General features: G+C 56.9%; 24 protein-coding genes. 5 read left to right on the plus strand and 19 right to left on the minus strand.

The genetic code is table 11. From position 1 onward, the window contains the following. Positions 1 to 107: 107 nt before the first annotated feature. The 3 genes from ACP7DE_RS27260 to ACP7DE_RS27270 all read left to right on the plus strand — a co-directional run bounded on the left by ACP7DE_RS27260 (position 108) and on the right by ACP7DE_RS27270 (position 6408). The gene (locus ACP7DE_RS27260; RefSeq protein ID WP_426075038.1) at positions 108 to 1274 is read left to right on the plus strand and encodes a tyrosine-type recombinase/integrase; all 1167 of its coding nucleotides are present in this window, start codon (positions 108 to 110) and stop codon (positions 1272 to 1274) included. A gap of 452 nt (positions 1275 to 1726) precedes the next feature. Then, entirely contained in the window at positions 1727 to 3664 is a 1938-nt protein-coding gene (locus ACP7DE_RS27265) for a site-specific DNA-methyltransferase (protein ID WP_426075039.1), read from the plus strand. After that, on the plus strand, positions 3661 to 6408 hold the full coding sequence (locus tag ACP7DE_RS27270; protein WP_426075040.1) for a DEAD/DEAH box helicase: 2748 nt from the start codon (positions 3661 to 3663) through the stop codon (positions 6406 to 6408). Before ACP7DE_RS27265 ends, ACP7DE_RS27270 begins: the two co-directional genes overlap by 4 nt. 211 nt (positions 6409 to 6619) lie before the next feature. Here the strand turns inward: ACP7DE_RS27270 and ACP7DE_RS27275 are convergent, their stop codons facing one another. From ACP7DE_RS27275 to ACP7DE_RS27315, 9 genes are all read right to left on the minus strand, one after another. Further along, positions 6620 to 6808, minus strand: coding sequence for a helix-turn-helix transcriptional regulator (locus tag ACP7DE_RS27275; RefSeq protein ID WP_426075041.1), 189 nt, complete (start codon positions 6806 to 6808; stop codon positions 6620 to 6622). A gap of 181 nt (positions 6809 to 6989) precedes the next feature. Further along, on the minus strand, positions 6990 to 7235 hold the full coding sequence (locus ACP7DE_RS27280) for a hypothetical protein (protein WP_426075042.1): 246 nt from the start codon (positions 7233 to 7235) through the stop codon (positions 6990 to 6992). Next, positions 7229 to 7381 (minus strand): hypothetical protein, encoded by a 153-nt coding sequence (locus ACP7DE_RS27285; protein WP_175539401.1) that lies wholly within the window; start codon positions 7379 to 7381, stop codon positions 7229 to 7231. The genes ACP7DE_RS27280 and ACP7DE_RS27285 overlap by 7 nt, the downstream gene beginning before the upstream one ends. Further along, entirely contained in the window at positions 7378 to 9216 is a 1839-nt protein-coding gene (locus tag ACP7DE_RS27290; protein ID WP_426075043.1) for a replication endonuclease, read from the minus strand. The genes ACP7DE_RS27285 and ACP7DE_RS27290 overlap by 4 nt, the downstream gene beginning before the upstream one ends. Further along, the gene (locus tag ACP7DE_RS27295; protein ID WP_278318225.1) at positions 9206 to 9559 is read right to left on the minus strand and encodes a hypothetical protein; all 354 of its coding nucleotides are present in this window, start codon (positions 9557 to 9559) and stop codon (positions 9206 to 9208) included. Before ACP7DE_RS27295 ends, ACP7DE_RS27290 begins: the two co-directional genes overlap by 11 nt. A gap of 101 nt (positions 9560 to 9660) precedes the next feature. After that, positions 9661 to 10056, minus strand: coding sequence for a hypothetical protein (locus tag ACP7DE_RS27300; protein ID WP_426075044.1), 396 nt, complete (start codon positions 10054 to 10056; stop codon positions 9661 to 9663). Between the two features lie 120 nt (positions 10057 to 10176). After that, on the minus strand, positions 10177 to 10440 hold the full coding sequence (locus tag ACP7DE_RS27305; RefSeq protein WP_046682346.1) for an ogr/Delta-like zinc finger family protein: 264 nt from the start codon (positions 10438 to 10440) through the stop codon (positions 10177 to 10179). Then, the gene (locus ACP7DE_RS27310; RefSeq protein WP_426075045.1) at positions 10437 to 10625 is read right to left on the minus strand and encodes a hypothetical protein; all 189 of its coding nucleotides are present in this window, start codon (positions 10623 to 10625) and stop codon (positions 10437 to 10439) included. Before ACP7DE_RS27310 ends, ACP7DE_RS27305 begins: the two co-directional genes overlap by 4 nt. A 50-nt stretch (positions 10626 to 10675) precedes the next feature. After that, on the minus strand, positions 10676 to 10873 hold the full coding sequence (locus tag ACP7DE_RS27315; protein ID WP_426075046.1) for a hypothetical protein: 198 nt from the start codon (positions 10871 to 10873) through the stop codon (positions 10676 to 10678). A gap of 298 nt (positions 10874 to 11171) precedes the next feature. Between ACP7DE_RS27315 and ACP7DE_RS27320 the strand changes: the two genes are divergently transcribed. Then, complete coding sequence (locus tag ACP7DE_RS27320; protein ID WP_426075048.1) at positions 11172 to 11618, plus strand: helix-turn-helix domain-containing protein; 447 nt, start codon at positions 11172 to 11174, stop codon at positions 11616 to 11618. A 457-nt stretch (positions 11619 to 12075) separates the two neighbouring features. Beyond that, complete coding sequence (locus ACP7DE_RS27325; protein ID WP_426075050.1) at positions 12076 to 14388, plus strand: KAP family P-loop NTPase fold protein; 2313 nt, start codon at positions 12076 to 12078, stop codon at positions 14386 to 14388. A 370-nt stretch (positions 14389 to 14758) separates the two neighbouring features. On the opposite strand, the gene ACP7DE_RS27330 is transcribed toward ACP7DE_RS27325, so the two are convergent. From ACP7DE_RS27330 to ACP7DE_RS27375, 10 genes are all read right to left on the minus strand, one after another. Then, positions 14759 to 15535, minus strand: a complete 777-nt coding sequence (locus tag ACP7DE_RS27330) for a DUF4365 domain-containing protein (RefSeq protein WP_426075052.1) — start codon at positions 15533 to 15535, stop codon at positions 14759 to 14761. A gap of 423 nt (positions 15536 to 15958) precedes the next feature. Further along, positions 15959 to 17230: a phage late control D family protein gene (locus ACP7DE_RS27335; protein WP_426075054.1), complete on the minus strand. Its 1272-nt coding sequence runs from the start codon at positions 17228 to 17230 to the stop codon at positions 15959 to 15961. After that, positions 17227 to 17835: a phage tail protein gene (locus ACP7DE_RS27340; protein ID WP_426075055.1), complete on the minus strand. Its 609-nt coding sequence runs from the start codon at positions 17833 to 17835 to the stop codon at positions 17227 to 17229. The genes ACP7DE_RS27335 and ACP7DE_RS27340 overlap by 4 nt, the downstream gene beginning before the upstream one ends. 15 nt (positions 17836 to 17850) lie before the next feature. Continuing rightward, complete coding sequence (locus ACP7DE_RS27345; protein WP_426075056.1) at positions 17851 to 20442, minus strand: phage tail tape measure protein; 2592 nt, start codon at positions 20440 to 20442, stop codon at positions 17851 to 17853. 279 nt (positions 20443 to 20721) lie between these two features. Then, positions 20722 to 20835 (minus strand): GpE family phage tail protein, encoded by a 114-nt coding sequence (locus ACP7DE_RS27350; protein ID WP_071650284.1) that lies wholly within the window; start codon positions 20833 to 20835, stop codon positions 20722 to 20724. Between the two features lie 8 nt (positions 20836 to 20843). Continuing rightward, positions 20844 to 21152 (minus strand): phage tail assembly protein, encoded by a 309-nt coding sequence (locus tag ACP7DE_RS27355; protein WP_426075057.1) that lies wholly within the window; start codon positions 21150 to 21152, stop codon positions 20844 to 20846. Between the two features lie 39 nt (positions 21153 to 21191). Then, positions 21192 to 21701 (minus strand): phage major tail tube protein, encoded by a 510-nt coding sequence (locus ACP7DE_RS27360; protein ID WP_278318037.1) that lies wholly within the window; start codon positions 21699 to 21701, stop codon positions 21192 to 21194. Positions 21702 to 21750: 49 nt separating this feature from the next. Beyond that, positions 21751 to 22926 (minus strand): phage tail sheath protein, encoded by a 1176-nt coding sequence (locus ACP7DE_RS27365; RefSeq protein WP_426075059.1) that lies wholly within the window; start codon positions 22924 to 22926, stop codon positions 21751 to 21753. Between the two features lie 30 nt (positions 22927 to 22956). After that, a complete protein-coding gene (locus ACP7DE_RS27370; RefSeq protein ID WP_426075061.1) occupies positions 22957 to 23499 on the minus strand; it encodes a hypothetical protein in 543 nt (180 codons plus the stop codon). A gap of 2 nt (positions 23500 to 23501) precedes the next feature. Further along, a complete protein-coding gene (locus tag ACP7DE_RS27375) occupies positions 23502 to 23825 on the minus strand; it encodes a gp53-like domain-containing protein (RefSeq protein ID WP_426075062.1) in 324 nt (107 codons plus the stop codon). Positions 23826 to 23836 lie beyond the last annotated feature (11 nt).

Genomic DNA, 23836 nt, shown 5'->3' on the forward strand with positions numbered 1-23836 from the left:
GAATCGCAGATTTGGCTACCTTAAAACTCCGTGCCCCACATTTTCACGTAGGTTCATTTGTAGGTATGATGCGGCTTTCCCATCCCCGTACCTACAGGAACCTCGCTATGGCGATCAACACCCTTACCGACAACGATTGCCGCAAGGCGCTTCCCAACAACGGGAAGCTGCGCAAGCTGTTTGATGGGCATGGTCTATTCCTGGCCATTTTGCCCAGCGGAGGCAAGGTCTGGCGTGTAGCGTATCGTAATGCTGACGGTAAGCAGCAAACTGCGGTAATCGGGCCGTACCCACTCATTGGCTTGAAAGAAGCGCGCGACCGACGCGATGCGCTACGCTTGAAGCTGCTCGATGGGGAAAATATCAAATCGAAGCCCAAGGCGAAACCATCGATCACGTTCGATGCTGCGATCACTGAATATTGGGCCGGCCGGACCGATATCAGCGATGGCTACAAAGCCAATGCACTCAGGGGCCTGGCAATGCACTTGTCGCCGAAACTTGGGAGCATGCTGCTGCGCGATATCACGCGAGACAGCCTCATGGATGCTTTGAGGCCCATGGATGCAGCCGGCCTGTCCGTGTATGTTCGACGCGTGCGCATGTGGGCCAGTCAGGTGCTTGATTGGGGAGTTCAGCACGGCCACTGCGACGAGAATCCGGCATCATCGATCAATGCGAAGGTCGCGTTTTCCAGAAAGCCCCGTGAGGGTTTCGCGGCGTTAGCCATATCCGAGGTACATCCATTCCTGGAGCGCCTCGCGCTGGAGGATGAAATTCAGTCCGTTCTGGCCTGCAAGCTACTGGCACTCACATGGACACGCACGGACGAACTGCGCCGCATGACGTGGGCAGAAGTCGAGGGCGATATCTGGCGCATACCTGGCAAGCGGATGAAGAAGAACCGCGAGCATCTTGTCCCGTTGTCGACGCAAGCCCAGGCGCTGCTGAAAGAAATGAAAATGCGCTCGCGCGGGAGCGTCTACGTGTTTCCGAATGATCGAACAGGCAACCGGCCCATGAGTGAAAATTCGATCCTGTATCTCATCCACCGGATCGGGTACAAGGGCCGCATGACGGGCCACGGTTGGCGCAAAGTGGGGTCCACTTGGGCGAACGAGCACGAATTCAATACCGACCATATCGAGATGCAGCTCGCGCACAAGGACGGCGGGGTGCGTGGTGTCTATAATTCCGCAGAATATCTGAAGCAGCGCAGGGCGATGCTCCAAGCATTTGCGGACTGGCTAATTACTGTAAAAGTGCATGCTTAACCCAACGCGTTACGCTTATGACTGGCCGCCTTCGCCCCAATTGCGGTCGTTCGCCCATGCAGCTCAGTTATTGGCTAGGTGGATGTAGTTAGGGCAAATAGGGAAAACAGGGAAAATCGGGCGTTAAGATGATTAGGCCGCCGATATTGACCTTAAACTGTCCGCGTGGCCTGCTTTGGAGCACTCTGGGCCCATGCTGTATAGTTGTAACTTACGGCGGGGGCGGTCGGTGTTTGCAAAGAGAGAAGCTTTGTCGAACGCGCAATGATGACAGTGGTCGAGGTAGGCAAGGATGATTGGATATTGTCGGCGCAACGACTTCGGCCACAGCGTGTACAAGCGTATCCATTATTCCAGAGAACGGGCGATTCATCCTTCTCGATACCGACTGTTTCAGGCTCCTATACCGCTCGGGCGACACAGCCGCCGTGCAAACCTTGGAATTTTATTAGATGGCCAACAACACCCCTGAAAGTCTTCTGCAAGAGCTGAAGAACCTCAACGCTGAACAGCTCCGGCGCCTGCTAGTCGAACATCTTACAAAACAGAAGCTCGGTCTCTATTGGGAATCTAGCGCGATCGATCGGGACGCCGCCCTCAGCGCTAATCTTGTTTTCCCTCGATTGGTGCCGGAATTAAGTCATGCGCCGGCAAGCACACAGCATCATCGCAATTTGATCATTGAAGGCGATAATTTCGACAGTCTGCGGCTGTTGAGAGCGACGCACGCGGGAAAGATCCGCTGCATCTATATTGACCCTCCCTATAACACCGGTAATAAGGACTGGGTATACAACGACAGGTTCGTCGGCGCGAATGACCGCTGGCGACATAGCCAGTGGCTCGAATTCCTGTATCAGCGCCTTACTTTAGCCCGCGACCTCCTTACAAGTGATGGCGTGATCCTCGTATCGATAAATGATGAAAATCGCGATCGTCTTGGCCTTCTCATGGATGAGATTTTTCCTGGTCGGCGACTTGGCAGCTTCGTCTGGAAAACCCGGTCTGGATCCAACGATGAAACTGGCGGAAGGCTGTCCGTGGACCAAGAACATGTCCTGGTTTATGGAAATGCTGGCTTCGCCTTCAACGGGGATATCAAGGATTTTTCTCAGTATAAAAACCCCGATCAAGATCCGCGTGGACGGTGGAAAACCGGCGACCTGTCGAAGTCCCACACTTACTTAGAGCGTATTAACGGTTACTACCCGATTCAGAATCCTGAGACTGGCGTGTGGTATCCGTGTAATCCAAGCCGCGTTTGGGCGTTTGCAAGTGAGTCAAAAACACCTGACCCCACAGCTCTGCGAGCAAAAACCATGGAGCAGTACATTCGCGAAGGAAAAGTCATTTTTCCCGATGCTCATATCGAGCGCGTGCAAACCTGGCACACTAAAGAGGAATTGCTTAACGCGATCGAGGCTCGTGATGTTCCTGTCAGACCAAAGAACAAAACTCCCTTGATTACGGCCGACCTACCAGATCTCGATTTTTGGGTTGGAAAGCCGGTCGGATTCGGACGCCCGTGGTTCAAACGACATTTGTCTGACCTTCAGAGCGAGGTACGTCCTGTTTCTAGTTGGATTCGAGGAGCTGTCGAAGAAGAATCTTTAGATGAATTTGCGGTGGGGCTAACCGCACAAAGAAGCGGCACGGGAGAACACTCGGCGAACGAAATTCTTGGTTTTAATGCTTTCCCTTTTCCAAAACCACTCTCACTGATTAGGGCGCTCCTGGCGCAGGCGACACGACCCAATGACATAATCTTAGACTTCTTCGCAGGCTCCGGCACCACTGGACAAGCCGTGCTCGAACTGAACGAAGAAGACGACGGTCAGCGACGATTTATTTTGTGTTCCAACACAGAGGCTACTATCAAGAATCCAGACAAGAATGTGTGTCGTTATGTATGTGCTGAACGTATGAGGCGTGTGATGACCGGATACGCCGGAAAACCAGGCTATTCCGCTTCTAAAGGGGGGGAGTTTGCCTACCTTGAACTCGACAAGATTGAGGCTGCGGATGTGTCTTTTGAAGCGAGGCATGAGCACGTCTCAACTCTGCTTTCAATGCGCGAAACAGCGGGCGTCCCCATATCACTTGCGCCGGCTGCAATTCAGGTTATTGCAAAAGGTAGTGATTGGTTATCTGTGGTTTGCGAGAAAGTTACGTCTTCAATCCTGGACGACCTAGCCGCTTTGCCTGTCATCCACAGCGTACCAAGACTTGTTATTTATTGTCCTCGTCCGAAGGCATTAGCGGCGCTCCTGGCGGAACGTGGAGTCGTTGCGAATACTTATTCAATTACCGATGCACTGCTGAAGGGGCAAGTCAACGGTAGGGCGACATCGAAGGAAAAGGAAACAAACGTGGAGGGGGCGACAGCATGACGGCAACTAGCGCAAACGATTTCGTACCGACGGTCCTGCCTATGGCAACGATCCAAATGCCCGCGCAAAGCATGGCCGTGCAACCGGAGAAATTTCAAAGTGACCTGATCGATGGAATGACTGCAGCACTGCTGCGTCAACCATCTCCGCCCTGTCTTTTACGTGCGCCTACGGGTTCCGGAAAAACTTTCGTAATATGCCAAGTCTTGGAACGTGTAAGCGCAGAACGCCCTGTATTGTGGTTTTGGTTTGTACCTTTCGTAAATCTGGTTCAGCAAACAGAAGACTCTCTGCTTGCAAATACAAGCGGCTTAGTTCCTTGTGCTTTAAATTCGGGACGCAATCAAGAGGCTCATCCGGGTCTTGTCTTACTCTCGACAGCGCAAGGTGTGGCTCGGGCCCAGTCGCGAACGAAAGGGTACGACGCAGACGGCGATGACGACACTCGAACACTCGCCGCCTTTATTGCCAGGGCGCGGGCTCAAGGCTTAGAGGTAGGGCTTGTCGTCGACGAAGCCCATATTGGTTTAGACGCCGGTACCGAGTTTGGGAAATTTGCCCGTTGGCTCCGAGCCGAGTACCTCGTAATGGCAACAGCTACACCCAAGGATGAGCGCCTTAATGAGTTTCTCCTAAACGCAGGATATAACGCTCAAGTAAGTTTTTCAGTGAGTCGCGATGAAGTAGTTCAAGCAAGGCTCAATAAAAAATACATTGAAGCTGTCATCTACAATTTTGACAGCAAGATAAGTAGTATTACGGATCTTCGTCGCACAGTTCTCAGGCAAGGCTGGCGCCGCACCCTCAAGATAAAACAGTTGCTAAGTGCAGCAGGGATCCGACTAACACCGCTGTTATTGGTCCAAGTTGCTAACGGAGAAAAAACCGTAGATGAGGCAGCTGAAGATCTCATGAGTTTTGGCGTTCCTTTAGAATCGATTGGCCGGCATTCATCGAATGACCCGGACCCAGTTCTGATGGCCGCCATTGCTAATGACAGCTCCAAACAAGTGCTGATTTTTAAACAGTCAGCTGGTACGGGGTTCGACGCACCTCGATCATTTGTCTTAGCAAGCACCAAGCCCGTCAATGACACCGACTTTGCTATGCAGTTCATCGGCCGGGTGATGCGGGTGGCTCGCCCAGTGCGCGATGAGTTCACAAAGCCTCGTGAGATACCTTCTGATCTGAACACGGCTTTCGTCTACCTTGCAAATGCACAAGCGCAGGCGGGGTTCGAGTCCGCCGTTAAAGCGAGTACAGAGGTGAAGAACCAACTGGAAGGGCAGACCGAGAAATTGTTGACCCGGCAGACCATATCCGGAGCGGTCGTGTACAGCAACAAGCCAATCGATCAAGAACCGATCGCGTTCGACATGCCAGATCCATTGGTCCTGAATTCCCAAAGGACTGTAAAAGATCCTATTCGGTCCACACCGAATCAAGGTACTTTTTTTGATGCAGGATTCGATGTCGACGATGATAGGCAATGGGATGTCCAAGTTGGTCCCTTGGACACTGTCGTGCCGGCGGCATCGTCACCTAAGAACATTAAGAAAATCGTCGGAACGCACCAAGACTTGCTGGACGAGTTAAACGCTCGTGGGCTGAGATCCTACCCGCGCAGAAACCTAGTTAAACTTTGCCGAAATCTGAAAACTGAGGAAAAGCCCGAATTAGATGACATGTCCGATATTTCACGAGCTGTTGCGTCCCGGCTTTTGATATCAGATAAGCTCATCATGACAGCAGTAAAGGCAGCGTTTAATAGACTAAAAGACATCGAGCACCATACCGAACTGACTACGGGTGAAGTCTACAACGAGGAAATCCAAGTCTTTACCGATCGTAGCGCTTTAGCCCGCGAGGCACTGAGGGCTCTGCGGGATCTTCCTCAGGCCGAAGAAGAAGACTATAAGTTGATTGTTGAGGTATTAGCGAGCCGCCTGCGATCGCACATTATGGACGAAGTTGAAAATTTACCTGATGCTCTACAACCAGGGACCTCGGAAATTGCGCGACTGGCCCGTGACGCTAGTCACTGGGTAATTATCAAACTTGCCCAAGATCTTCGTGAAGGAATCTTCAAGGAAATCGCTGATCGGGCTCAACTGGTGGATGCTAAACCGCTTCCAGATATTATGGTGTTTCCTAAAGCTATCCGACTAGAGCCGTCCGCAAAAAACATTTATGGAGTAATGCCCCCGTCTAAAGAAGATGGTGAGCGCGTACCAAAAGAGATGATGATGGATGATCGCCAATGGCTGACAGACCGGCTGTATAAATTTGAAAGCGGCGATTTTTTTCAGGGTTATTTTGATGGAACATGGTTTGGTAACAACTTGGAAAACGCCTTTTCCCGCGCTCTTGACAGGGCAGAATACGTAATATGGTGGCATCGCAATCCCCGGAACAAACCATATGCGGTTCGAGTGGTTCGGGCCGAGCATGAAAATTATTTCTACCCGGATTTCGTGGTGTGTGTGAAGCACAATCCCGCCGATGACCCGATGCTCCGCTTGTTGGAAACTAAGGACGATACAAAAGATGCTGCCCGCAAGGCACAGCATTCACCCGCAGGTTACGGAAAGGTGCTCTTCCTCACTCCAGATGGAGAAGATCGGATGCGGCTTGTTAACGATAACGGTAGTCTCGGCGCAATTCTAGACTTCAACGACATGCAAAGTCTTCTGCGCAAACTAGCCGCGACTCGACCATCAGTGGGTCTGGAGAGCCTGGAGTGACAGAAATTGCCAATACCAGAGGAAGGCTTGTGCGCGTGTTCGGCGAAGAGTCCGCTACTGACCGATAGCGGTCAACAACAGCAAGTTTTTTATGAGGAAAATTTACACATTGTCACTATGGTGACCAGCGTCCGCTCGTGGCCAATAGATGGCTTCTAGAACTCTAACTCATCTGACTGATGGTGTCAGGTCGAGTTAGAGCTGACGTAGATTAAAGCAGCTTGATGCCAGCCGCGTGCAGCGTGGAAAGGCGCCATCCGACTGTGCGGCGGCTGATGGCTATGTCGGCGGCCGGCATCTTGCCTTCTTTCAGCCAGCGCCGCAGCGTTTCTGAAGTGACGCCAATCATTTTGTAAAGATCTTGCCTATAGATGATGCGGTCATTGTCGGCGGTGATCATTGTGTACTCCTCTCTATTTGTTGTGCTGGCAGCAGGCTGGCTATCTGATTTTGTAATGGGCTCCGCGTAGCAAGGGTGAACGCTTCTGCCTCCGTGTACTGGCACACTTCCACGCCTGGCTTGCGGTAATCCCTTAGCCGGCAGAACTCGCGGTATTGATCCATCGTCGGTAAGCTCTTGATCATGTCGTCGCACCAGCCGTTTGGAAGGTGCGCATGCACTTCGCGTTTGCAATATTTTTCAGCGGCACCGCACGGAACATGCCGGGCCACTGGTGGTCCAGTTCCACCCAGGCATGCAGCTCCCCATTGCCCACGTCGCGGCGCAAGTCGTTGACGGTGCCCGCCTGGTAGCCCTCGTCGGTATCGAATGTCACGCGGTCGCCCAAGGCGATTTGCCGCGGCGAATTGGTCAGGGTGTTCAGCATTGCGGTGCTCCTTTCAGTTTGGCGGTAACGCCGCATACGCCGTAGCGGTCGATGGCGGCGTCGATCACGTCGCCGCTGGATGCGGCAACCTCAAAAAATTCAAAGCGTTCGGTTTGCGTGCGAACGATCACGGCATAGGTGCTCATGTGCCATCTCCTTCATGCGATGGGTTGTCGGGGACGATCAATCGGGGATACGGGCAGGCGTTGACGGCCGCCCAGGCGGCAATCAGTGCTGTTTTTGCCTCGTCCGGCAGGTCAGGCGCAGGCGCCGCTGGCGGCGTGGCCGGGGCAGGGCGGGCGGGGTGCGTACAGTTATTTACACGAGTCCGAGGAACGGCAACCCCAACAGCCACCCCGCGCCCGCCTGTGGCCTGTACCGGCGTCCACGTATGGCGCACGGACTTGAAGACCACGCCGATGAGGTCGCTGCAGCGCACGCCGTAGGGCGTGGTGCGCAGCGTTTCGCCGTAGCGGCCGATGACGGTCTTTTCGTCCTTGGCCAGGGTGACGACCAGTTCCTTGCGCGGCACCAGGGCGCCGCCCTGGGCGCGCAGGTATTCGGCCCAGCAGGCGCGTTTTTCGCCGTCGATCTTTTGCACGGCATTCCAGGCGCGGCGCATGGCGGCCGGCGCTTCATTGACCATGCTTTCCTCGATGCGGCGCAGTTCGCGCCACACGGTGACGGGCGCGCCACCCCATTGCTGGAATTGACGGATGCCCCAGCAAGCGGCCCAGGACTCGACGCGCGCCGATGGCGTCAGCTCGACATCGCCTTCGGTGTCGGCCGTGACGACATAACCTTCTTTCGTCTTGTGCTCGGCCACGCCGTCGATGTTCTTGGCCACGTACTTGGCGATGTAGCCGGCAGCGCTACCCTTGGCCCAGTCGATGCGCTTGACGTCCAGGCGGCGCGCGAAGGCGCCCGGTTCGCCACGGTCTACGCGCCAGGCGTAGCGTTTCATGATGCGGATGGCGCGGCCGGCCACGTCCTGCAGGTGGGTCGTCTTGTATTTCGCGGTGGGGCGCACGAACAGCAGCAGATGCCAATGCGGGCAGCCATCGTGGTGCGGCTCGGCGATGCGAAACCCGTACAGGCCGATGCCACGGCGCGCCAGCGCGGAGCGGCACAGGGAAGTCATCTTGCCCAGGTAGGCATTCGCCTCGCGCGGCGTGGAGCCGTCGAACTTGTCGTTTGGCTTGCCGCTGTGCTGCATGGCGTGAAAGCGCGATGGACACGTCCAGGTGATGAAAATGCCTTGGTCGCCGCATTCGCGGGCGATCTGCTCAAAGCCGTTGATGCGCAACATCAGCTCGCCGCGCCGGATGGCTTTATTCGCCGTCGTTTTCTCGGCCAGCTCGGCGATGCTGAATTGCTGGCCGTTCTCGTTCTGCACCAGGGTGGCGGCCAGCGCCGCCGCGTTGCGCCGGTTTTGCGCCAGGCGCGACAGCACGGCGTCATTGCTGGCGTAGGGTTCGCCGCGATAGTTTACGTACCCCAGGCGGATATTGCCGGCTTCAAAGGCGCGCTTGACGCGCTTGCGCAGTTGACGGCGCCACCAGCGGGCGTCCACCAGGCGGGCGATGGTGTCGGACTGCTCGTCGAACTTGGGTAGTTTGATGCCGTAAGAGGTGCATTCGTCCGCCATGATCTGCAGGGCGTGCGCTTCCGACGTAGCCGACCAGAGCGCCCTGACCACACCAGCAGCCGCGCGCTCGGCGGTGGCCACGATGTCGGCATCGCTTTGTGACAGGTCGACGCCGGCCGGCACGTACTGCTCGGCGAACTCGCGTACAAAGCCGGTGGCGATGGACTCGTAGATTTTGTACCACGACGACCAGGCCATCTTGGCCAGGGCGGCCGTGATGACACGGTTGCGCCATTTGTATGGAATGCTGGCCAGCTCTGGCGCGAATTGCGCGGAACGCAAGAAGGCTTCGTGACGTTGCGGGGCAGGCAGCAGGATTTGTTTAGATTGCATTCAACAGTCTTTCGTACACACGGATGGCGGCGCTGGTGGCGGCGCGCAGCGCGATGCGCTCTTCCTCGGTAAATGAATGGATGGGCGATTCCCAGCGGTCGGCGTCCATGCCGGCGGCGATCAGCACGGAGCGGCGCGCGCCACGCGGCGACAATCCCCAGGCCTGGGCCATGAAGGGCGCCAGGTTGCGCGGCTTGATGCTGCGTAGCTGGGCCTTGGCTTCGGCAATGGCGGCCAGTGCATGTCCGGCGCCCGGTGGCGTCGGCATGTCCTTGTCGCGCGCGGCCAATATCTCGGCGGCAGGCTGGAACGACAGGTGATTGTCGATAAGGGACGCCGGCACGGTTCAGTCCTTGATGAAGCCAATGGCCCGCAGCACGCCGGGGGCAATGACGATCAGGAGCGACAGCAGCCAGATGCCGCAGGTTTTGAGCAAGCGCAGCATTACCTCTCTCCCGCGATATCGCCGCTGCATGGGATTTTTCCGTCCGAATGCGATACCAAGACAGTCAGGCCGATTCGCGCCTGGCGCGCGATCTCTGGATGGACCATGGCCGCATACTTGCCACCTGGGCAGCAGTCGACCGCTGGGGGGATTACATCGCCCACATGGCCGCATGCTTGACAATAGCGAACAGCGTTGATTGCGCCTCGCAGACTGATGATGGCGAAATCTGCCATGGAGATTTCGCGCTGGACCCAAGTGCGATGCGATGATTCAACACATTGCTGTAAAAGCTCTTTGTCCTGCAAGCGCTGACGCCCAAGGGCGCACAATGCGGTCAGCACAGACTCATGCGATAAGGTGACGGTTTTGAGCATTTGAAGACCGTTTAACATCGAATTTCCTTATTTCAGGTTGAACGAATCCCGCACGCTCAAAAGGGAGCGCTGCAGGGCACAGCAAAAGAGGGGAGTTACAGCGGCCGGGCTACGGCGGCGCGAGGATCGGGATAGTCATCAGCAGCCCGCAGTCAGGTCCAGGGCCAGCTGGCTGGTGGCTGCCGCGCGCGCATGCTGGGACATCGGGATGCGGATATCCGGCTTGGGCATGGCAGACAGCGAGAGGGTGCGCAGAACTTCCAGGCCTGCCACGAAGGAGTGCCCACAGTCGGGGTTCTGGCACATGTAGGTGATTTCCTTGAACATGGCGGACATCGTGCGGCTTTTGACGGCGCGGACGGTGTATTCGCAATGCGGGCAGGGCAGGCCGATGACTCTCATTTAGGTTTTCTCTCAACTTGGTATAAAGCGCGCCCGCGCCCGGTGATGCCCCTTGCACTCTTACGAACGCCGGATTTAAGGAGCCATTCGCCGACCTGCTCGATGCTGCTCAGCCCTTGCTGTTGACGTATGCGTTCCAGCACGTCGAGTTCTGCATCGTCTAGGGTAATTGATTGGTCAGCCATCTTCTCGGTTGCTTTTGAGTTGCTCTTAAGTTGCTTTTTGCTGCCTTCGTTTAGGCGGCATTGCGGGGTATGCTGGCATTGTTGTCACAGGCCAGAACGGCAGCAGCCTCGCGCATGATGATCATGCGGGCTATGGTTGCCATGGATTCGCCTTGGTAGTTGGCGAGTGCAGAGACAAGATCATGCTCGTAATCGTCGAGGCGCAGCATGATTCGGTTGTTACGGACGCGCTTGGGATCGGGATACATTGGGCCGGCTCCTCTAAATTTAGGTGTAGTGAGTATTTGCGAGTGCGCATTGATTCCGCTCCGCCTCGTAAGAATGTAGACCTCGTAACATCATTAAACGCATGAAGGACGCACGGGAACGCGAGTCTTGTTGCGCGCCTTGCTCTACACGAGTGACTTCTTCAGGTAGCAGGCGTATGGGAATTGGTTGGGAGAGGACGTTTTTTGGCTGGCGAGTCACGGGAGTGATAGTTGTCATAAGGTATGATTTGTATACGTCACATGGTAATGACGTAAATATACGTGAAGAATAATGCATATGTCAAATGAAAAAAGTGAATATTTATTCCTGTTGGGCGGTAGGTTGGCAGAGGAAAGGTTGAAAACTGGGCATACACAGCGCTCTTTAGCTGAGCTTTTTGATAAGTCTTCAAGAACACAAATCAAGTATGAGTCTGGCGAAACAGCACCTGATGCCGTTTTTCTGCATGGACTTCATATACTAGGCATGGATGTGCACTACATTCTCACAGGAGAGGCTTCACCAAATCCAATTACGACCGAGGAAAAGATTGTATTGGCCGCATATCGAAAACTTGATGATCGCGGCAAAGCAGGAGTTTTTGGTTTGTTAGATGGTATGAAGCTTTCGGCGCCGGCAGTTAAAAGAAAGCAGAAAATTATTTTCCAAGGCAATATTGCGCAGCAGGTTACCGGCGATATTGTCGCTCCTCAAACCATTAAAGCTGGCCGCAAAAAAAAATGAGCGACGCACTTGGGCAAGGGGAAACAAGCACCAACGATTTGGGCGTGTTCTAACGTGGAGTTTCATGCACGCCATCATTTGCACGTTTCTTTGTGGCTGGCCAATTTACAAATGTAGCCCAAAGATTGAGCGACTACCCTGGCCACTAAATAATACTTGCTTTTACGACGGTAAAGCCTATACGGTTGGTATTGTCATCGAAACGGCGCCAGGCATTAAATGTGAGTGCTCCTCTGCCCGCGATACTTCGGCCAGCTGGATTGAGGCTCACCTAAGTTAACTTGAGTGTCTTTGGGAACATAGTTATGTGTCAAAAAAACTTCGGCCGTGGTCTCGGAGACAGTGCTGGTAGTAGGTATTCGAAAGTATCTATTCCGGCGCATGAGGCGTCACATCCTGGCCCGACTCCACGGCGCTGCCTGTGCGGGGACACCGTTAGCTTCGTGGGAGCAACTGCGTGCTGAAGCTGCAGATGGCCCGTTTTTCGATGTGGCTTGTCCGTATTGTGACGGGTCAAGCCGATGCTACAAGGACGGAACGGCCGGACGTCGGGATTGGTGCGGAAGCACCAATCCGGAAGGCGTCCGAGGATCGGATGAGGCGAGTCGATTTCGCGGGGCGCATAGCCAGTATTCTTTCGGAGCTCAGCCCGCGTGAGGGCAGAGTATTCGCAATTCGCGGTGGCTGGGGCTTCGGGAAGTCATCTCTTAAGAACTTAATCATTGAGATACTCACAGCAAGTAGTGACGGGGCGGACTGGGTTGATTTTAACCCCTGGCAATGGGGTGACGGAGATGCGATTACCCGTGCCCTCTTCGGTCAGATGGCTGATCGTTTAGGTGGAGAACATTCGAAGGCGGAGCGTGACCGTGCCGAGGCGCTGCGACGTTATGGACGAATACTTACGGGGGCTAGCGCGCGACTTAAGAAGGCCAACGGATCGAGTGACCAAATCCTGACGGTATTGACGAACGTGTTGGTGGTCGGCGCGGCCTCTGCCATAGGTTTTGATCTCCCGACTGTAGCTAAGGTGATGGCTTCACTCGCCGTCCTGTCGGTTGGGGCATCGCTACTTGGGCACATATTTTCACATTTCGGTCGTGACCATAGTGGAGAGCCGCTCGACAAGGTACGAGAAGTGCTGGAGGGGCGCCTTCGCAAACTCGACCGACCACTTGTTGTTTTTGTCGACGATATCGACCGGCTTGAGCCTAAGCAGATCAGGATACTCCTTCGACAAGTGAAGGCAAACGCGAACTTACCCAACATCGTTTTTGTACTTATGTTCCAGCCTAGCATCGTAGAGAGTGCACTTGATCCGGTTGCAGATGATGACGGACGCGCCTTCCTTGAAAAGATAGTGCAGACCAACTTCGACTTGCCGGCGGTTCCTGTGTCGATTGTGCATCGTATCTTCGCGGAGGAGCTCGACGATCTTCTTGGATCCTATGCGAACGAGGCGAATGGATTCTCAAATGCGCGCTGGGGAAACGCCTTCGTCGGCAGTATCCAGCCCATGCTGCGTAATGTGCGTGATGCGCGGCGATTGATCTCGTCTATTGCAGTGCACCTGCCGCTACATGTGGCTGGCGACGTGTTTGAAGTGAACCTAGTTGATTTCATTCTTCTGGAGTCTCTACGGGTTTTCGAGCCGGATATCCATCAAGCATTGTTTAGAGAAAGAAAACTGGTTCTTCAAGAGTATCGTGTCCAGGGATATAGCAATGAGGATGCGAAGGTCAAGGCAGCGGCCGAACGGCTTCTCGAGGTTGGATCGGAGGAACGCCGAGTCATCGTCCAAAAGGTACTGAAGAATCTCTTTCCTCCACTCGAATGGGCATACGGGGGCACGAATTACGATGATGGCTTTCGTGTCGGGTGGATAGCTGATAAGCGGGCTTGTACCGCGCGTTACTTCCCACGCTATTTCGAACTCCAGACGCCTGCCGGCGAGTTGTCAGAGCAACGCTTCGTCGCGTTTCTCGATGCGACGGACACGGAAGCAGGGTTAGCTGCGGCAATCGCTGCCGTCGAGGCTGACGATCTTCTACAATCGCTTGTGGCAAGGCTCGACGAGTCTTTCCAACGTCTCCCGGTAGATAGGGCCGCCGTTCTCCTACCCGGCATGTTCGAAATTGCTCAGAAGCTTGCCGGCCGCAATGATTTCGGCCCTTTCGATTCGTCCTGGTATTCAGCATGGAGTGCGACGAACCGTTTCCTATCGCGGATTCCAGAAGATGAGCGAGGCGCTCTGGCAATTGATGCGTTCTGCCAGACCAAGGCACTCTCTATTGCTGCGATCTTGATCCATCTGAACGATCCCGTCGATCAAAGGCCGGGAGATTTTTCTGATCCGACGCTTGACCAAAACACAGTTAGTGCAATGAAGGTCGAATGGCTGCGATTGATTAGGCTCCGCGCCACAGAGGGCGACACATTGATCGACGAACGGGATCTCTTGTCTATGCTTTACCGATGGAAAGATTACTCGGGTTCATTAGATGAAGCGCGTAATTGGGTGGCAGGTGTGATCCTGACCGACGAGGGCTTCGCAAAAATATCCTCGCGCTTGATGGGCAAGGCTACAATGCACACGACGGGTGATAGTGTCTCTAGTTCGAAGAACCTATTCGAAAGAAAGACGATCGAGGACTTCATCGGTATCAGCGCGGCGAAGGCTCGGTGCGATTTGATAGATCCTAAAAAATATCCCGAACACGAGGAGGCATTGACAACGTTGCGCGACTTTCTTAAAAGCTGGCTTGGCTAGCCGTGGGACCCTGGACAAGAGATTAGTGCAATCAGTTAAGGCCGGAACTGCCGATGTAGTCAACGGTGTTGCCAATGAAGTATTGAGCGTTTTAGTAAAGTCTGTGACCTTCCCGTAATTCGAAACCTACACTTTGGAAGCCGTTTCCACCGGCCTCCATGATTCCTCGCTGTTCTCCCGAATGATCTCGCGTACCTCGTTGATGCGCTCCCACGCCAGTATCGCCGCCCGCTTGTATTTGACAATCTGAGTAGGCGGTACGGCACTTTAAATGCAAGCAGTACTAATCTAAGGAATCCCGACACCAATATCTGCAGGATAGAGTGAGAAATAATGAAGTAGTATGGAGTTTGCTTCGCCTTCTCACTGCTCAATCGTCCTCCGGTCTAGAGTCGTATTGCTCTCGCAAGAATCCGGAAATATCTGCCTCGTTCGCATAATCGACCTCCATAGCATTCATAGCTTCCTGAAGATCGGAGAGTGCCCAAGAAAGCTCGTTTCCGAGATTAGTAATTACTTCTTTACCCACATTGCTCACTGCGGAGGCCGCATTCGCTTGGGCGAGAAACGCAAGCAATTCGATGCGGCTTTCCATATGGAAGATTAGCGCTCGCGGGTCTGGATTATCGTTCCAACGCTCCTGTATACATTGACGAATCCAATCAATTGCCTCCTCGACTGGATTCAAATACACATTGATATGCGACATGGCAAGTCGTTCCGAGGCGTCAACGATTCTTGCTGCGCTTGCTTTGCTAAACAAATCTGCCCTTAAGTTAAAAGGAATCTTGCATCTTCCTTCTCGGGTTTTCTCGTACTCCTGCCCCGGTTCCACCAAGTGCAAATACATCCTTTCCTTCTCGAGGTTAACCAGAGCCACAAACACGGGGATCTCGAGCGAGACCCAGTAATTCAATTGTCGTTCGGAGACGTAGCAACAATTCTTCTCTTCCTCCGATGTGGCTTTGACTTGTAGTGCCACGAAGCGCCCTGTACTATCGCGGTCATCGGTCAATATTTCTATCTGAGCATCGATGCCGATGTCGATGTCAAATAGTCGGCAGGGCCAGCCCAGCTCCTTGGTGACCTTGTAAGCTGCGAAGAATTCGCCGGCATCGCCATTGGCAGTTCTTACTGGATATTTCATGCTTTTTCCTTGGCTTGCTTGAAACGTTTGACGCGACACACCTGCCCTCCATCGCGCGGATTAATTTTCGGTTAATGACTGATTAATAACTTCTTTGCATTCGGTCAGACAATCCTTCGATAAGAGAACATTCCTTCACGCTAATTACCTCACCACCAAGGAATACCGTCTTCATCTAGGACCGGCGGTGCTCCGAAGAATGAAATTAAGTCATCTTCGTATGCCTTTAAAATACGAGCTCCTTTATCGTAGGCAATGCTATTGAATCTATCATCCCTCTATTATTACATGACTTAACCTGTTAGAAACGGGACGGTTATGACCAACTCCATAGTTCAAAGTAGGTAATAGAAATTATCTCTGCAATTTTTCTATGAATTCGTTGGGCGAAAGCAACCGCTGATCGGGCGTTAGGGTGCACGCTCATGCCGTTTTTGAGCGTGTCACCGCTTGCGCAGGCTTCATGGGTTCCTCGCTGTTTTCGCGGATAATATCGCGTACTTCCAGAATGCGGTTCCAAGCTTTTTTGACGGCGCTTTCTGCATTCTGCTTGGTTGTATAGAGGTGCTCCAACGTTTTGAGATCACCCACTGATCCCGCCAGTTCCTGTCCTGTCTGTTTCTTTTTCCTCGCCACATCCTTCCACTTCGCCACCACGCCCGTGATGCCTTCGTCCGGGTCTTTCTCGTCCTCTCGTTCTACCTCGACCGCCTCCGTCTTCGTTTCAAATTCCACCCGCGTGGTAAAGCCGTTGCCGCCCAGGTTGTGCGTGACCTTGACCGATAGCCATTCGGTGGCGTCGATCTCGGGCTTGAAGCCTGTCACGGTGACGGGCGATTGCGGGAATACGGCCGGGTTGCCCAGGGCCAGGGACATTTCAAAGGTGGCCAGGCCGCGCAGGATGCGCTGCCATTCGGCGACGGCCGCCGCGCGCGCGTCGGTTTCATTGGCGAAGGTGGTGCGCAGGCGCTTGCTGTTGCCGGGCACGCCGGCCACGACGCTGCGGCGGCGCGCGTAGCGCTCGTCGTGCCAGAAGGCACGCACGCCCGTGTAGGCGTCGCTTTCGGCGCTGTGGTAGCGGTGGCCGTCGCCCAGGGCGCGCGTGATGGGAATGACGGGCAGCGCCTTGCCGCTGGCGGTGCGGCTCTGGTTGATGGGGATGAAGAGCAAGGTGTCATTTTTGACGGTGGCCACCGCGTCGTATTTCCTGCCCAGCCGGCGCAGGAAGGCCGCATCGCTTTCGTGCGTCTGGTCGATGTGCTCGATGGCGGTATCGCGCAGGCGTGCCGACACGCCCGACGCCAGCTCGTTGCGGAAGGCAATCACCTCGATGATGGCGCCCAGGGTGGTCTTGTGAAAGCTGTGTTCCTGCTGCTGTTTGAATGTGTCGATCAGGTTGGCCGACCTGGCGCGCAGGGTGATGGTGTCGGGTGCGCCGCTGTGCTCCACCTCGTCCACGGTGAACTTGCCCATATCTACCAGGCCGGTGGCTTGCCAGCCCAGCGCCAGGGCGATCTGTGCGCCGCGCGGCGGCATTGCCAGCTTGCCGTCGCTGTCGTCCAGTGCAATGTCGAGCTGGTCGCTCTCGTCGCCACGGCACAGGGTCAAGGTCAGATTGATTAGCCGCGGCGAGACGATGGCCGTCAAATCCTTGTCTTCGATGCTGACCTTGAAGGCGGGGATATGCTCGCTCATTTGAACTTGTCCGCCGCGCTGCCGATGGCGCCGCTGATGCTGCCGCCGATCTTGTCCTTCATATCGCTGACCACGCCGCCGTATTTCGACGTGATGCCGCCGACCACGTTGCCCACCACGCTGCCTACGGCATTCCTGGCCGCGCCGGCAATGCTGCTGGTCATGCCGTCGATGCTGAGCATGTTTTTCAGGTCGCCGATGTCGCCCAGGCCGACCATGGCCAGCACGCCGTCGTCGTCGCGCTTGAGCGCAATCGAGAACTCGACGCGGCGCGCACCGCCGCTGCCGTCCAGGATGCTGCGCCCCTCCGTCATGCTGGTGATGCGGTACGAGCCGAGAATGCGGCCCGTGCCCTGGATCAAGATCCACGATTTACCGGTGTCGGCCATCATGCGCAGGGCGTCGAGCGAGTACAGGGAGCCGGTCAGTTCCGGCGCCACCCAGCCCGACAGGGTAATGGAGTCATCGCCGGGCCCCACGTACTGGTGCGCGTCGCGCAGGCCCACGCGGGCCGTGCTGGCGTGCTTCCATTCCGTTTGCCGCTGCAGCTCGTGATAGGCCAGGGTCGGCAGGCTGAACACAAACATTCCTAAAATCATCATCATGATGGTGTTTCTTTCTTAATCGTGGTCGCGCAGGGACGAGCGGATGCGCGCCGCCTTTTCACGGTCGCGCTGTTCTAACGCCACGCTCACGGCGCGCGCGATGGCCTGGGGATCGGTGCCGGCCTGTACGTGGAAGGTGATTTCGATCTTGTCGCCTTGAATCGTCATGCCGGTGCCGAATCCGCCCTGGGCCAGCGGGGCGCGCGTGTCGAAGGCGCTGGCGGGCAGGGCGGTGGCCGTGCCGATGGCGATGCCGGCGCCCAGTTGCGTCAGGCGCTGCGCCAGGCCCGACACCTTGGCAATCGGCGCGCCCTCGCTGCGGTCCAGGCCCACGGCCAGGCCCTGCATGGTGTAGTCGCCCAGCTGGGCAAACACGCGGCTCGGGCTGTGGATGCCCAGCTTTTCCTTGAACCAGGCTATGGTGCTGGAACCGGCATTGCTGATGGCGTCCTTGACGGCGCCCATGGAACTGGTGATGCCGTTGACCAGGCCGCGCAGGATGTTGGCGCCAAACTCCGTGAACTGTGCCGGCAGCTTGATGCCGAACCAGCTCAACACGCCCGCGAACGCCTGATAAAACACACCGACGGGTGACCAGTTGATAATCAGGGCCGTGATGCTGCCCATGCCGCCGGCACAGACGGTGCGCAGGCGCGACCAGATGTCGGCGAAGAAAGCGGCGATAGGTTGCCAGGATGCGGTAATGCGCTGCAGGATGCTGGCGCCGAAGTCGGTGAATTTGGCCGGCAACGCGATGCCGAACCAGCCCAGCACGCCCGCAAAGGCGCGATAGAACAGGCCCAGCGGCGACCAGTTGGCGACCAAGGCGCTGACTCCGCCGATGCCGCCGGCAAAGGCTGTCTTGATGTGCGACCAGATGCCGGTGAAAAACGCCTTGATCGGTTCCCAGTATTTATAAATCAGGAACGCGGCGCCGGCGATGGCCGTCACGGCAAGGCCAATCGGGTTGAGCATGAAGGCACGGCCCAGCCACAGCACGGCACGGCCCGCCCACATGAAGGCGCCGCCCAGCCCGCGCAGGATCGGCGTGAGCACGCCGCCCGTCACGCCCATTTTGGCAAACATGACGTGCAGCATCGCATACGGGCCGATCATTGCGGCAATGCCGAGCATCAGCGGGCCAAGCACTAGCAGCAGGCCGGCCAGCACGGCAAAGGCGGTAATCATGACCTTGGCCGTGGTCGGGTTGCGCTCCATGAAACCGTTCAGGCGTTGCACGGCGCTGATGGCCAGTTCCAGCCCCTGCGCGTACAGAGGCAGGATTTTTTCGCCCATAGTCAGTTTCAAGTTTGCCAGCTTGGACTGCGCTTCCAGTTCCTTGCCGGCGGCCGAGTCGCGGCCCAGCTTTTCCAGCTTGCCGATATCCGCGGCGCCACGGTTGAGCTTTTCGTTTTTGTGGATTTGCACGCGCTGCAAGTACATCTGCGAATACAGGTTCGACGCGGTGCGGTTGGAAAAGATGCTGCCGATGGCATCGAGCACCTGTTTCTTTTCCGTGATGCCCTTCTTGGCCAGTTGCGGCAACAGCACCTTTTCCATCCACTCAAACTGATTTTCGCGGAACAGCTCGGAACCCAGCAGCGCACCGGGATCGAGGAATGCAATTTGCCCTGCTTTATCTGGCGTGACCTTGCTTTTGTCGCCAATCAGACCAAACTCGTCCAGCTTCCTGGCTGAGCGCTTCGTCGTGCGGCCCTGGTACAAGTTCTGATAGGCACTCATGAGGGACGTGCCGACGCGGTTGCCGCTCATTTCCTGCACCAGCGGTTCCATCTGGTAGTAAAAGGCGTCATCTTTCAAACCCTTGGCGGCGATGCCGCCCGTCTTGATCATGTTCAGCCATTCATTCGGCCCCACGCGCCCGCCGGTGGCGGTGATGACCTGCTGGACGATATTGGCCTGGGCTTCGAACTTTTCCTTGCTTTCCAGACCGCCGCGCAGCTCGATCACCTTGAGCATGTCCATGAACTTGCGTTCGTTGTCGGCGCCTTCGGCCTCGCCAAAGAAGGCGTGATTGGCAAACTTCATCTTGGCCAGGGTAGGGGCGACCATTTCCGCGTGGTGGACGTCGGCAAATGCGCTCATGCCGTCGCGCATCAATTGCAGGTTGTCGAGCTGGCTGGTGCCGTAGGTCTTCATGTTGCGCGCGAAGGCGACGGCCTCGGCTGACACCTTGTCACCCAGGCCCAGCGCGTTGACCCTGCCCACTTCCGTTTGATAGTGCTTGGCCTCGTTCAGACCCTTGACGACGGGCGCGCCGATGACGGCGCCCGTGGCGGTGGCGCCAGCGCCGGCCATGGCCAGGTTGCCCGCCTTGTTGCGCAGCTTGTCGGCGTGCTGAGTGGCGTTGGTGACGCGCTGCTGCTTGGCGGCGGAGGCGGCCAGGCGCTTTTGTTGCGAAGCCAGTTCAACGTTCGTCAGCTGGATGCTGTTTTTTAACCATTCCTGCGCCTTGCCCAGTTGGCGCGTATCGATACCGGCGTCTTTCAGGCTGGTGCGCAGGGCGCGGAATTGCTGGCTCTGTTCTCGGCCTTTCAGCGTCAAGGCCTGCGTGACCTTCGTCGCCGCCTTCAAATCACGCGTCATGGCGCGTGTTGGAGACTCGGTCTGTTTTATGCTTGCGGCCAGCTCTTTTACTTTTTTTTGAGCTTCTTTCAGCTCAACCCCCGTTGTTCGAATACCGCTATGTAGTTCGCGGAATTTCCCAAGGTTCCTTTGCTGCGTGCTCAGTTCACGCAAACGGTCGCTGGTCGCCTTTAGCGCCTTGGCCGTATCGCTGGAACCGCCCATGATTTTTTTCAGCGGGCCGGTGATTTTGTCCAGCGCTGCAAACACTACCTGTAACTTCAAATCCCGACCAGCCATCTATTCCGCTCCGCTTCGCTGCCGGGCGCGTTCGCGCCAGGCCATCAGTTCATCAATCGTAAAACCGTCCATCGCTGCCGGCGTCCAGTGGAAGACGCCGGCGATGTCGGCCATGGCGTCTTCTACTTCGCCGGGGATACCGAAAGGCGATCTGCTTTGCTCGCCAAAAAACCGGCAACCTCGGCGCCCACGGCCAGCAGGTCGGCCGGGTCCATGTTGGCAATATCGTGCGCGGTCAAGGTTGGCTCGGTGATGCGCGGCAGCACGATCTGCAGGGCCGACACGTTCAGATTGCCCAGTTCGATCAGGGAAATGCCGCGCAGGGCGCCCGCCTTGGGCTTGCGCACGGTGAGCGAGGTGATGAAGCTGTCGCCGCGTTTGATCGGCTCGTCCAGTTCGATGACGGCGCTGTTTTGGGTATCGTTGTGCATGGTGTGGTCCTTGTAGGGTGGTGGTGAAAAGTAAAAGGGTTACAGGCCGATGGCCTTGCGGATGGCGGCATTGGTGTCGCCGCCGCCAAAGTTCTCGGTGCCGCTCATGAAGTCCAGTTCGATGACGGTGGCGCCGTCGATCAGCAGCTTGTAATAGCTGCAAGCCATCGTGTATTTGTGCGTGGTGTCGTCGCCCATCTTGGCGCCGCCCATGTCGATTTCCTTGTAGCGGCCGCGCACGACGACCTCGACGGCGGCGACTGTGCCGTCATCGTCTTCCTGGTAGGCGCCGGCAAAGCGCAGCTGCACGGCGCCGTGCGTGTGCGCGCCGTACTGTTTCAGGGCTTCGGCGATCAGGCCGCCGCCGCTCCATTCCAGCGACAACGCCTCGTTGCCGAAGTCCACGGACACGGGGCCGCTCATGCCCCCGGCGCGGTATTCCTCCATCTTGCGGCTGAGCTTGGGCAACGTGACTTCGGGCACCATGCCCATGAAGGACACACCGTTTTGGAACAGGTTGAAGTTTTTCAGTTTGCGGGGCAGGCCCATAATTTCTCCAGTCTTTCAATGCGCCCGCGCGGGCGCGGGCAGGGGATGGTCAAGCGGCGATGCGTGAGGCGAAGTCGGCCAGGTAGCGGTCGGTGATGCGCTGTTGGAATTTCAGGTTTTCCAGGGGCGGCACGGGCGTGTAGTCGTAATCGATGGCCAGCTTGCCGTCTTTCAGCGCCGTCTTGTCGTTGTACTGCTCGTCATACCAGGCATGGCCGTTGATGATGTAGCCCTGCAGTTTCAAGTCGCGGAACTTGGCATTGATGCTTTCCAGCAGATCGCGCACCAGGGAGGGATGCAAGGGCACATCGACGTAGGCGAAATGCGCTTCGGCGATGGTGTCGGCCAGCACCTGCGCCGTGCGCGTGTAGCTTTCGAAATAGAAGAAGCCGCCCGGTGCCTCGCAGGTGCGCGAACCCCAGAAGCGGTAGCCGCCCATGTTAATCAGGGTGGTCACTTCCTTGGCGTTGAGCACGCCAGCGTCGGTGGCCGGGTCTTGCAGATCGAAAAACACATCCTTGGTGATGCCGGTCGGGCCATTCACGACCACGTTGGATAGCGTCTTGTGCCAGCCCGTTTCCTCGTCGATCTTGGCGCGCAGGCCCATGGCGTAAGCGACTGCGGAAATGCTGGCCTCTTCGTCGGTGGCGGTATTCCAGTTCACGAAGTCGGGCCAGATCATCATGATTTCGCGCTGGCCGAACTGGCCGCGATAGGTGGTGGCCGCCGTGACGGTGGCGCAGCCATAGGCCGACGCATACACGAAGCCGCGCAGTCGCTGTGCCACGCTGGCAAGGGCATTCGTCACGGCCTGGGTGTCCAGCCCCGGCGCGCCCAGGATGCGCGGTTTCACGCCCAACTTGCTTTGCGCGGCCAGCAGCGCCTGGGCGCCCAGGTACTTGCCATCGGGCGACACGCCGCCCACGGCATTGCTGGTGGTTTCCGCTTCCGTCTCGCCCTGGGCCACGCGCACCACGATGGTCAGCGGTTTGGTCTGCGCGGCGATGGCCGCCAGGCTGCGATACAAGGTACCCGTCTTGCCGGCCTTGCCCATGGCGGCCAGCACGTTGGTAATGAGCACGGGCGTGTCGAGCGGGAAGGCGGCCGCGTCGGCATCGTCGGCCGTGGCGATCAGGCCCAGCACGGCGGTCGATACGGTACGGATGGGGCGCGAACCCTCGTTGATTTCAATGACGCGCACGCCATGGTGGTAGTCGGTAGCCATAGGGCTCTCCTGGTGAGTGGTGAATGGGCGTTACTGGGACACTGCCACAGGCTCGGCAGCCGGCGGCAGTGCTGTAAATGACATGCCGGCGTCGTCAAAGGCGCGCCGTGCTTCTTCCGGCAGGGCAGCGCCGATGCGCCGGAACTCGGCATTGACGGCCACCTGCAGCGCCGCGATGTCGCCGCAGGCGGCGACGCTCTCGCCGGTGGTAACGTCCAGCAGGCTGGTGCGTGCGCTGGTGATGGCGCGCACCGTCGGCAAGTCTTCAAAGGCCAGGGCGGCGAAGCCGATGCCGGCGAGCCGGTTGAGAATGGCGTCGCGCACCTGGCGCACAGATGCTAGGTAGGGCGCGGCGAGCGTGGCAAAGGAAGGAGCCGGCGGCGCGGTGATTTTCCAGCTGCCCGATGCCAGGCGCTTGATGCCCGCGCCGGCGCTGACGGCCGCGCGCAGCTTGTCCTCTTCATTGCTGGTGACGTCGATGGCGTCGGCCGGCCAGGTGCCTGCGGCTTCATAGTCCGCACGCATATCAACGGCGTAGAACGCGCGCGTGGTGATAGAAAATGCTTTATTCATTGTTAACTCCCCAAGGCGAACCAGTTGGCCAGCATGCCGGCAGGCGTCGGGGTGCCGGCGGCGTTCCAAAAATTAATGCGGAAACTGCCAGGCGTGATCTGCATGGCCGTGGCATAGCCCGCGCCTGAATTGATTTCCACGGGCACGACAAAGTGCGCTGCTGAGGGAAAGGCAATCGGAAACGCGACGATGGCGGTGCCCGAGGCATCGGAGGACACCTGCCCCCATTGTTCGATCTTGCCGCTGGGCAGCTTCTGGTAGCCCTGGGTGACCAGCGCAGCGCCAAAGCGGGCCGAGTAGGCCAGCGACAGGCTGCCGTCGCGCAAGTACCAGCCTT

It is taken from the genome of Janthinobacterium sp. DSP2-3-3 (assembly GCF_049897325.1).
In the GTDB taxonomy this organism is placed as follows: domain Bacteria; phylum Pseudomonadota; class Gammaproteobacteria; order Burkholderiales; family Burkholderiaceae_D; genus Janthinobacterium.

Excerpts from the sequence above, each read along its gene's own strand:
- ACP7DE_RS27305 (WP_046682346.1), bottom strand. The coding sequence starts at position 10,440 with ATGAGAGTCATCGGCCTGCCCTGCCCGCATTGCGAATACACCGTCCGC.
- ACP7DE_RS27320 (WP_426075048.1), top strand. The coding sequence starts at position 11,172 with ATGTCAAATGAAAAAAGTGAATATTTATTCCTGTTGGGCGGTAGGTTG.
- ACP7DE_RS27350 (WP_071650284.1), bottom strand. The coding sequence starts at position 20,835 with ATGGCCGACATCGCCGGCGTCTTCCACTGGACGCCGGCAGCGATGGAC.
- ACP7DE_RS27290 (WP_426075043.1), bottom strand. The coding sequence starts at position 9,216 with ATGCAATCTAAACAAATCCTGCTGCCTGCCCCGCAACGTCACGAAGCC.
- ACP7DE_RS27315 (WP_426075046.1), bottom strand. The coding sequence starts at position 10,873 with ATGTATCCCGATCCCAAGCGCGTCCGTAACAACCGAATCATGCTGCGC.
- ACP7DE_RS27280 (WP_426075042.1), bottom strand. The coding sequence starts at position 7,235 with ATGCTGAACACCCTGACCAATTCGCCGCGGCAAATCGCCTTGGGCGAC.
- ACP7DE_RS27340 (WP_426075055.1), bottom strand. The coding sequence starts at position 17,835 with ATGATGATGATTTTAGGAATGTTTGTGTTCAGCCTGCCGACCCTGGCC.
- ACP7DE_RS27285 (WP_175539401.1), bottom strand. The coding sequence starts at position 7,381 with ATGAGCACCTATGCCGTGATCGTTCGCACGCAAACCGAACGCTTTGAA.
- ACP7DE_RS27260 (WP_426075038.1), top strand. The coding sequence starts at position 108 with ATGGCGATCAACACCCTTACCGACAACGATTGCCGCAAGGCGCTTCCC.
- ACP7DE_RS27330 (WP_426075052.1), bottom strand. The coding sequence starts at position 15,535 with ATGAAATATCCAGTAAGAACTGCCAATGGCGATGCCGGCGAATTCTTC.
- ACP7DE_RS27345 (WP_426075056.1), bottom strand. The coding sequence starts at position 20,442 with ATGACGCGTGATTTGAAGGCGGCGACGAAGGTCACGCAGGCCTTGACG.
- ACP7DE_RS27310 (WP_426075045.1), bottom strand. The coding sequence starts at position 10,625 with ATGGCTGACCAATCAATTACCCTAGACGATGCAGAACTCGACGTGCTG.
- ACP7DE_RS27270 (WP_426075040.1), top strand. The coding sequence starts at position 3,661 with ATGACGGCAACTAGCGCAAACGATTTCGTACCGACGGTCCTGCCTATG.
- ACP7DE_RS27365 (WP_426075059.1), bottom strand. The coding sequence starts at position 22,926 with ATGGCTACCGACTACCACCATGGCGTGCGCGTCATTGAAATCAACGAG.
- ACP7DE_RS27335 (WP_426075054.1), bottom strand. The coding sequence starts at position 17,230 with ATGAGCGAGCATATCCCCGCCTTCAAGGTCAGCATCGAAGACAAGGAT.
- ACP7DE_RS27360 (WP_278318037.1), bottom strand. The coding sequence starts at position 21,701 with ATGGGCCTGCCCCGCAAACTGAAAAACTTCAACCTGTTCCAAAACGGT.
- ACP7DE_RS27275 (WP_426075041.1), bottom strand. The coding sequence starts at position 6,808 with ATGATCACCGCCGACAATGACCGCATCATCTATAGGCAAGATCTTTAC.
- ACP7DE_RS27355 (WP_426075057.1), bottom strand. The coding sequence starts at position 21,152 with ATGCACAACGATACCCAAAACAGCGCCGTCATCGAACTGGACGAGCCG.
- ACP7DE_RS27300 (WP_426075044.1), bottom strand. The coding sequence starts at position 10,056 with ATGTTAAACGGTCTTCAAATGCTCAAAACCGTCACCTTATCGCATGAG.
- ACP7DE_RS27265 (WP_426075039.1), top strand. The coding sequence starts at position 1,727 with ATGGCCAACAACACCCCTGAAAGTCTTCTGCAAGAGCTGAAGAACCTC.
- ACP7DE_RS27370 (WP_426075061.1), bottom strand. The coding sequence starts at position 23,499 with ATGAATAAAGCATTTTCTATCACCACGCGCGCGTTCTACGCCGTTGAT.